Origin of the sequence: Cytobacillus sp. Bac17 (assembly GCF_024519925.1) — a bacterium.
GTDB classification, from domain to species: Bacteria; Bacillota; Bacilli; order Bacillales; family Cytobacillaceae; genus Cytobacillus; species Cytobacillus pseudoceanisediminis.
The window spans coordinates 101676-110999 of the sequence record NZ_JALJRC010000017.1 but is presented as its reverse complement, the minus strand read 5'-3'; the positions used below and the strand labels follow the sequence as shown (position 1 = coordinate 110999).

General features: G+C 38.7%; 8 protein-coding genes and 1 pseudogene. 5 read left to right on the top strand and 4 right to left on the bottom strand.

What is annotated here, in order from left to right; all coding sequences use genetic code 11:
- Nucleotides 1–440: pseudogene (locus NR125_RS18780) on the top strand (CsxC family protein); the annotation flags it as partial.
- 377 nt (nt 441–817) lie between these two features.
- Here NR125_RS18780 and NR125_RS18775 read toward each other — a convergent pair.
- Nucleotides 818–1039 (bottom strand): hypothetical protein, encoded by a 222-nt coding sequence (locus NR125_RS18775; protein ID WP_019381059.1) that lies wholly within the window; start codon nt 1037–1039, stop codon nt 818–820.
- Between the two features lie 114 nt (nt 1040–1153).
- On the opposite strand from NR125_RS18775, the gene NR125_RS18770 reads away from it, so the two are divergent.
- Entirely contained in the window at nt 1154–1876 is a 723-nt protein-coding gene (locus NR125_RS18770) for a CsxC family protein (protein WP_009334438.1), read from the top strand.
- A 132-nt stretch (nt 1877–2008) separates the two neighbouring features.
- On the opposite strand, the gene NR125_RS18765 is transcribed toward NR125_RS18770, so the two are convergent.
- The gene (locus NR125_RS18765) at nt 2009–4054 is read right to left on the bottom strand and encodes a hypothetical protein (protein WP_251264495.1); all 2046 of its coding nucleotides are present in this window, start codon (nt 4052–4054) and stop codon (nt 2009–2011) included.
- Between the two features lie 212 nt (nt 4055–4266).
- Nucleotides 4267–5043, bottom strand: coding sequence for a CsxC family protein (locus NR125_RS18760; protein WP_019381057.1), 777 nt, complete (start codon nt 5041–5043; stop codon nt 4267–4269).
- A 334-nt stretch (nt 5044–5377) separates the two neighbouring features.
- Here NR125_RS18760 and NR125_RS18755 point away from each other — a divergent pair, with 334 nt between their 5' ends.
- Complete coding sequence (locus NR125_RS18755; RefSeq protein ID WP_217024716.1) at nt 5378–6565, top strand: ParM/StbA family protein; 1188 nt, start codon at nt 5378–5380, stop codon at nt 6563–6565.
- Between the two features lie 11 nt (nt 6566–6576).
- Nucleotides 6577–6942 (top strand): hypothetical protein, encoded by a 366-nt coding sequence (locus tag NR125_RS18750; protein WP_019381055.1) that lies wholly within the window; start codon nt 6577–6579, stop codon nt 6940–6942.
- A 125-nt stretch (nt 6943–7067) separates the two neighbouring features.
- Here the strand turns inward: NR125_RS18750 and NR125_RS18745 are convergent, their stop codons facing one another.
- Nucleotides 7068–7673: a CotY/CotZ family spore coat protein gene (locus NR125_RS18745; protein WP_256815898.1), complete on the bottom strand. Its 606-nt coding sequence runs from the start codon at nt 7671–7673 to the stop codon at nt 7068–7070.
- A gap of 264 nt (nt 7674–7937) precedes the next feature.
- Here NR125_RS18745 and NR125_RS18740 point away from each other — a divergent pair, with 264 nt between their 5' ends.
- Nucleotides 7938–9311: an N-acetylmuramoyl-L-alanine amidase gene (locus NR125_RS18740; protein WP_256815897.1), complete on the top strand. Its 1374-nt coding sequence runs from the start codon at nt 7938–7940 to the stop codon at nt 9309–9311.
- Nucleotides 9312–9324 lie beyond the last annotated feature (13 nt).

Sequence of the window (9324 nt, the reverse complement as noted above, 5' to 3'; positions counted from 1 at the left end):
TTCGCCCTGCAGAGGGTACAACAACAACTGACGTAAAATTGTTTGTAGAAGGATATATTCATAAAAATATCCAATATGTTGAAGACTGTGACGGATATGTTAAAGACTATATGGTAAATGTTCCATTCAAGTGTTTCACTCGTGTAACTTTGCCTGTTGCTATTCCGATTCCTGCTTTAAGTTCAAAGAATAGTGATGCCAGAGAAATTAGAGAATTGGCCAAAGACGGTATGGGCGCTAACCGCTGTACTTTTGGTTCCAATACTTTTGAATTCTTGAATGAGCCTATTCGCTGTAAATTGGTAAGCTGGAATTTAACTGAAGCTAACTTTTTAAGTAACTTTGATAAATGGGGAAGATTCAACAAAATTACTGAAAAAGATGATATTAATCTTGTACTCAGATTATCGCAGACTCAATTTACTGCAAATGGGGCTTAATTGCAGAGGTTGGTCATAAACTTATAAAGAAAAAGGCACCGATTTCCGGTGTCTTTTTTCTTTGAAGGACTGCGGGATATATCTGGTAATTGCTAACTAATGATTAGCTAAAAAAAGGGAAACGGTCTTTTTTGGAGTTACCCCCATTTTAAATAGCTTCCGGTGATAATCAACTGTTAAGTCAGCTTTCCACAATTATTCTCAAGCCCTCATCTTTCGATAAATCTCCATACCTGAGTAACCAGGATCGTTTTCAATTTACAAGTAATATCATACAAAGGTTGCTGATAGTATTCTATACCTAATCGAGTTATTTTCACATAATGGAAGCGGCAATTCAGGGTCACAAATCGCATCCAGCTTGATGGACTCTCTATTTAAGATTGCTCTTCTAATGCTTTACGCCGTTTATCCTCATGGAACATAATATTAATAGAGAAGGGAAGGAGAAAGATATGGCGGCGTGTGTGGAAATGGACATATGTTTGACGCTCGATTGTTAGGAGTGAAATAAGATGTGAAAAATCAGCCTTCTCCGCATATGCTGTTTTTATTGCAAAAATGATAAATTGATTATTTGACCTAATGAACTTGTCCATTCAAATCCATTACTCCTTACATATATAAGTAGTAAGTCAGAAGATATTAAGCTTTCTGAAACAGAACAGAGCTTAATTGAATTTGACTAAATAAAATGATAAGGAGTTTATAATATGAAAAAAAATAATAGTTGCGGCTGTGGCAAAGGGCATTCTCATGGTAAATGTCCAGATATGCCAGTTTGCGATACAGCTAAATCACATGATCACTTTTGCGAAGTTTCAGGTGCGGTAGTAGCAGGTACAGAAGTAGATGTTGTAATCGGACAAGTCCCTATTCAAGCTCTTACTGAATCCGATATTCATCTTCCGGATTATGCATCAGAGATTAAAGTGATCAGAAAAAATATTTTCCTTACTCAATGTGAAGCCATTCCTCTTCGCCCTGCAGAGGGTACAACAACAACTGACGTAAAATTGTTTATAGAAGGATATATTCATAAAAATATCCAATATGTTGAAGACTGTGACGGATATGTTAAAGACTATATGGTAAATGTTCCATTCAAGTGTTTCACTCGTGTAACTTTGCCTGTTGCTATTCCGATTCCTGCTTTAAGTTCAAAGAATAGTGATGCCAGAGAAATCAGGGAACTTGCAAAAGATGGTATGGGAGCTGACAGATGCACCTTTGGTTCCAATACGTTTGAGTTCCTGAATGAACCAATTCGCTGCAAATTAGTCAGCTGGAATTTAACAGAAGGCAACTTCTTAGCGAACTTTGATAAATGGGGTAAATTTAACAAATTTACTGAAAAAGATGACATTAACCTTGTAATCAGATTATCGCAGACTCAATTCACTGCAGCTCCCGCCCCAGTTACAGAGGAAGAGTAATAACTTAAAAGGAGAAAAGGTACCGATTACAGGTGCCTTTTTTCTATGAAAAGCAGACAGGGTAATCAGTTAACATGAATTGCTAAGAATGAGGCTGAAAAAAGGAAAGGGTCTCTTTTGAGATACCCTCTTTTAAATTTGTATAAATTGCTTCTGAAAAAAATCGACTGATAAAATAGCTTTACCCAGTATTTCTATACCCGCATCTCCCGATATATCTCCGTGCCAGAGAATATGGATTTTATTCAGGTTACATGTGATTTCCTCGGAAAATTGCTGAAAGTACTCTATATGGTAATCGTGTGCATTTCCATGTTGAAATATGAACTCATTTATACGCGAAGGAAGCGGTAATTCCGGAGTGCAAATCCAATCCAGCTTGATGGATTCATCTATTGAGAGTGGTATCCTGATGCTTTTCACCTGTTTATCAGCAGCGAACATAATATCAGCTATGAGTATCCCTTTAACAAAAACCGTTTGTGAGGGAAGAAGAACCTTACAGCTCAATGATTCTACTGACCATTCCATTTTAGTTATATGCTTTGCATGTATGTTCATTGGAAAGCAATCAAAGATTTGAACCTCCATATCTGTTTTGCCAATTAAAACAGGAAGTTTAACAATAACCCCTTTCCGGAAAGATTCTTTAGTAGATCGCGTGTTTTCTTCTATAATGCTGCTGGAAGAGGACTCCTCCAAATGATCATAGAGCGCATCACTGAGTCGATTTGTACTTTCGCATTCGGCTGAAAATTCATTTTTGCTTACTTCTTCACTCCCAGATTCTGATGGGAGTGAAGTGGGTTCGGCCTTTTCAGAATTGGGAATTTCATTTGAAATAACATCTTGAAGCATAGCCGAAAAGTGTTCAAGCAAAGATGATACTTTATTATATTTCACTTCCTCTCTGTCATAAGGTGATTCGGATTCTCCGCATTCACTGGATGAGAAAAACTCCTCATTTAATAATTCAAGAAACTTATGATTACTATCAGATGACTCCTCCAATAAAGCCAAAAACCTCTCCTGTAGTGGTATTGTGTCTGCGCACTTCTCATCAAGTAAGCTACAGGCTTTTTTCAGAAGGAGGGAGAATTCTCCTTCATAACTGGATGACTCTTCACTGAAATTTCCTTGCCATTTAGGGTTAAGTGAATCTTCTAAAGTTGGATGTGAATCATCTGGTTCAAGTGAATCAACTTCAATTTTATGGCGGTCATAGTCCATGTTTTTATGATTATAGGAGGAAGATTCGCTATGGTTATAAGAGGCATCTAAAAGCAGCGCAAATGCTTCATCTTGACGGTAAGGAATGTTAACTGACTCATTATCCGAAGAAGAAGACTCTTCCAGCATCGCTGCAAAGTCCTCCTCAAAGAAATTCGCGGGTTCTGATAAAATATTGCCGTTTTTAGCAAGAGTACTTACTTCAAGTTTCCCATCTTCTGATTTAAATTTTTCCATTTCAAAGCCGAATGAGAGATCATCCGTGGATTCAGCTTTCTGGAGAGTCTCTGAGGATTCTAGCATACTGATAAATTCCTGAGTCAGGTCCGTGTCTTCTATTAGAGCATTCTCATTTGTTAAATTTTCATGGTTTAATGATGATTTGCTTTCGTTTTCAGATTGTATCAATTCCTGATGAAAACGCATGATTGTTTCTTCAGCTTGAACTGCCTCAGCAGATGATATATTACCTTTTCTTTGAGTGGATTTTGTATCGTTAAGAAAAATATTATGGTTAGTATACGTACTTGGTAAAGAAGGGGTCCAGCTCAGCATAGGTGAAAAGGGCGTCAGCATTTCATTTAGGTATTTAGGCAGTTTTAATTTTTTTTTCTTGGCCATCCTTGCTTCTTCTTTAGCAGGTACAATATTCTTCCCTACATTACCCTTATCGGATGTTTTTTCAGGCAGTATATTAGTTTGGCTTATTTGGCGGGCTTCCACTGCAGGAGGCGGTAAAATTAATGGAAATGATTTTGGTTTTTTTTCGGAAATAGACGTACCATATCCTTTTTGGTTTTCTTCAAAGTCCATTTCTTTTATAGGTTTTTCTAAATTTGGGCTTTTTGATTTATTCCTTGAAAGAAAGATTAACTGCTGATCCGACAAATTTTCTGATTCTGTATCAATACGAAAAATTCGGTTATATGCACTTCTCATATCACTCATCTTCTTAGGAAGGTGCTGCAAATTAAGAGCATCCTCACCAGTCCCCTCCTTACCATGAATCTAGAAAGCTTTATCAATTTTAATTAGGTTTATCAGTATACACTTATGGGCAGATGTCCGGGAGTCTTGTTAACACTGAGAGATTGTGGTTCTCCCGCGACGTTTTTAGAAATTAATGGCTGCTTCATGGGATTAACCGTACTAATATATTTTTAATCGCAGTCGTAACAGTCATCGTGATCATTCGTAGTTGAAGAAACTCGTATTTGCTGTTTTTGAAGGACTTTTATGACTAATTCTAAAACCATTTTTTCTTCCAATTTTGTGAAGACACCTTCACCAATCGGTGAGCAGTTAGGCAGAGGACGGCGATCTATCGCCTCATCCCATTCAATTATTCTGCTTGAAATCAGTTCACAGAAGGGCAATTTGTTGTAGTGCTGCATGCTCTCCTGATGAAATTTGGAAAGGTCATTCGATTGAAGCTCATCTTTTTCAGGAAACCCGCAGTGCATTGGCTTTGATACATGAAAATCGAAATTGTATCGCTTGTTTATTTCCGGCATGATTGGGCAGGTAAGGAATTTCTTTATTTCAGTAACGCATTGAAAAGGCACATCGACTGTATAAGAATGTATATCAGATGCTACACTTTTATCAGAATGCATTTCAATTTCTGGACAAGGGGCAGCATATTGAATATTTTTTCGAACGAATCCTTTGACAAATAACTGGTTTGCAGGGAGTAATAGCCTGCATTGTGTCAACTTTACTGATTTTTTTATATCTTTAATTTCTAATACAGGTTCCGGAAACTTTATAATGGCATTTACGTTTAGGTGGAGTGAAAGTTCAGCTAGCACTACAGGAACCTCAGCTGTGATTTTTCCAATACTTACATGAGGATGATGGAAGGTACTCTCACACTCACAGTTTTGAGCAGAAATCTGGCATTCCGCTATATCTCGATCTTTTTGTTCTTCTGACATTTGGGCTCCTCCTGAAATCATGATAATCCCATCCTATGCATGATAATCGTCTATGTTTGGGCGTTTACCTATAAAAATCGGAAGAACTGAAAATACGAAAAATGGGTATTTAGATTTTGTTATATATGGATGAGGCAAATGAGGATAAAGTGAAATCTTTTTCAGCGTTTTTTTCACACTGCTATTTAGTTCAACTCAGGTATTTGAGTCCTTCAAATCCTCTGTTCCCTGCAATAAAGCTCTTACTGACTTGTAAAACGAGATAAAAACTAAATAGTACGGGCACAATTGGACTTCTATCACGCATAAGATTCAAAAGGAGGAGTGAGGAGAAATGGATAGACACAATTTTCTTGCTGTAGATATCGGAAACAGCTGGTATAAGGCATTAGCTTCTGAAAATGGTATTCTGTCAGAATATCAAATTCCAAATGCTATTGCTCTTTTTGATGAAGAATTTTACGAAAAGCCATACGATGATGATGATATAGTGTTTGAAGATAATTTAATTGTGGAGGTAAAGAGCCAGGCCGTTGTGGATAGAAGGGAAATTTTCTATATCGGAAAAGCAGCGGCTAAACAGCGGGACGTGAGCCTGACTGCATTCAATAACCAGAAAGTTGATGAAGACAGAACCTATTTGCTGCTGTTCGGCCTGGCAGGCTATCATGCAGTTCTTCAGCATCCGGAAGAAACAGAAATCACTTATTCTATTGATCAATTAGCTGTTTCTCTTCCGACAACACAGTATAAAGAAAGAAAAACCCGCCTAAAAGACAAACTGGCTGGAACACATACGATCATCTTTCATAAAGTTCCCGGGCTTTCTGAGCCTAAGGAGTTAACCGTTAAAGTTATAATCAATGATGTCATTGTCGGTGCAGAAGGTGCTTGTGCCTATTTGGGATTAACAAGAGATCAGGAAACTTTGGGAATCAAGGATGAAGAACTTGTTAAAGAATCACAAAAAGGGATTATCATCGGAGACCTTGGGGGAGACTCTGTCGACTTTGTCGGAATAAAAAATAATAAGCCTGTCGCATCTGTAGAGGGCGAGCCTTTCGGGATCAATCAGTTTCTTGATCACATCATTCAAAGGGTGAGTAAAAAGGAAATGTACCGATTTGACTCCCGTGCCGAACTGGAGGAAAAGTTGGCAGAAGGACCCGCAGGGTGGTATGTCGAGCCTTTTGCAGGGGTCAGAAAGGATATCAGCAAATACATTTTGCCGCAGCTGAAGTCAATGGCAATTAAATACCTGGAGCATTTTGATCGGGTGAGGAGCAGTTCATCAGAGATTAAAGGAGCTGTCCGTTATATTGCTGTTGGAGGAGCAGCCAAACTCGCCCAAAAGCAAATTCAGGAAGCTGCAGCAAAATGGTCGGATAGAGGAAGGCCAATTGAATTAACGTTTCCTGAAAATATGGAGAAATTAAATGTCCTTGGTCTTATGATTCTGGCAAAAATGAATCAGCTAAAAAGAGATAAAGGAAGTAATCATATTATGACAACCAAAGGTTAAGGATGATGGAAATGTTCAGAACCTATACCGACTATGTTAATAAGACCGCATTAACAATCCCAGATCAGTTCATTGATGTCAAAACTGGGGCATCTGTAAAAGTCTCAAAGAAGATACAGGATCAAGTCGACTATCATTCCAATAATAATACGCTGATCCATTTAGTTTTATCAGCTTTAAACAGCTATCTCCATCCCAAAAATATGAACAGCGACATCATACTCGCAGAAATTAATGAAATTAAGAAAATGATGCAATCAGGCTATGTTCCAGTCCAGACGCCAGCATATAAAGAGAAGAAGGCTCTTCATGAGTCAATTTCAGATGAGGTTGATATAAAAGAAGTAGAGGATGTGCTGGAGGCTTTTGGAGGCTAATCTGCTTAATGCAAAAAAGGTGCGCCATGCCAGAATGGTGCACCTTTTTTACTGGGCTATTCATAGTGTTAGGAATCGGCGAATCATTTAGCAAAGCCCATAATACAAGCAGGAATAGTAAAGTTCTATAAGCGGATGGCAGGCAGACAGGTTACAGCACAAAAACAGGAAAGATCCACATTTATGCATATACCTGTAGGAATGAGATCTTCTACGTTTTCACAATCGATTTGGCTGCAAGGTGAACAAAAATCTTTTGTATGTGATTTAAACGGGTCTTTAGAAGTTTTACATTGCTTGAAAGTCAACAATTCCAATACAGCACATTTGCCATCAAATTCTTTAATTCTAAAAATGAATGATGTTATACAAGCAAATTTCTTTTCCTTGGAATGATGAGTGAATGTGGTCACACCTGTAGCTTTAAATGGTTCACAGCTCCCGCAATATAAAAGGAATGGAATTGTATTCTTTTTTGGTTTCTTTTGTCCTCCCATGAGGTCATCAATGGATTCCCGGCAGGAACTTCTGCATTCATCATCTAACCCTGCTTTTTTCTGGGCTTTAAAAATGGCCTCCAAAACCTCTTCAACACAATTTTCATAGAAATTTTTCCGGTGTTTACCTTCGTCCCAGTCTGGTTTTATATGACATTCACAGTCGCAATCATGCTCATGGCAAAAATCATGCCTCTCAAACTCTTTATTGTTTTTCTTCCCGCACAAACCCATGATTTTTCACTCCCCGAAAAATTAGTTCCACCATTAGCATACGGCTGCACCTAAGTTTTTGAATGAGAATGTCGCCTATTAAAAGACAATTTTTTATGATTCCTGCTATGGAAATCAATATTGCCTGGTCATGCGTACAAGCCATTTCTGCTTTTAAACATACACTATTACATGCAAGTACTTGCTGTGTTAAATTGATTTATAATGAACTGGGAAGCTCCAAACTTTGAAATATAAGACTTCAATAATAAAGGAGTGAGGACCATGAAGCTTTATTTAGACCCTGGACACGGAGGTACTGATCCAGGAGCACAGGGAAACGGAATAAGAGAGAAAGATATTGCGCTTGATATCGCAAAAAATATAAAAAATATCTTATTGGCCGGCTATCAGAATATAGAAGTTAGAATGAGCCGTGAAAATGATACGACTAAGAGTTTGAGCCAAAGGACATCTGAAGCTAATAGCTGGGGGGCTGATTTTTACCTCTCCATACACTGTAATGCCGCGAATGGTGCAGCGAGGGGCTATGAAGATTTTATTCATAACAGCCTTGGCAGCACTTCCCAGACAGCCAGCTATCAGAATATTATCCATGCTGAAGTCACTAAACTGAATAAGCTCATCGATAGAGGTAAGAAGAAAGCTGACTTTCATGTACTGCGTGAATCAGCCATGCCAGCCCTTTTAACAGAAAATGGGTTTATTGATAATTCTGCAGATGCCGCTTTAATGAAAGATCCGCTGTGGAGACAAAGGGTGGCACAGGGACATGTTAATGGAATTGCAAAAGCCTTTAGCCTTAAAGCGAAACCGGCAGTCCCGCCGCAGCCGCCAAAGCCAGTCGATCCCAGTAATCTATACAGAGTGATTGCCGGTTCATTTACAAATAGAAAAAATGCTGAGGAAAGGTCTGCCGCTCTAAAAAATAAAAGCATTGAATCGGTTATAGCCACTGCTGAAATTTCAGGCACGGTCTGGTACAGGGTACAGGCCGGTGCTTTCAGTACGAAGGAAAATGCAGAAAAACAACTGGAAACAGTAAAAAAAGCGGGAATAACAGATGCCTATATACTGTCAGACGCTCCGCCGGCAGTGCCTTCTGAACCCAAAGGCTATTCCATTCTGGGAGTAACGCATTTGTCACCAGAGCATATGAATCAATATGCAAAACAGGTAAACCCGAATGCTGCCAATTTAGATTCATTCTATTCGGCTATTGGAGAATATTATGGTATCAGAGGGGATATAGCTTTTGCACAGGCCATGCATGAAACCAACTTTCTCCGATTCACTGGTGATGTTAAACCTGGCCAGAATAATTTTGCAGGAATCGGCGCAACAGGGAATGGTGCGGCAGGAGCAAGCTTTTCCACACAGGAAGAAGGCGTTTTGGCACATATTCAGCATTTATATGCCTATGCTTCTACACAGCCCCTGCCTCCTAAATATCCACTGGCGGATCCGCGTTTCAGCCTTGTGAAAAGAGGTTCGGCAAAGCTATGGCAGGAACTGAATGGCAAATGGGCTGTGCCTGGAACCAATTATGCTGAATCTATCCTGAACATCTACAAAAACATGGTCAGATTTTCTGATCAGAAATTAGAAGCCGTTTTGAAGGATGTAGAAGGCAGCTAATCAAAAAAAGCGG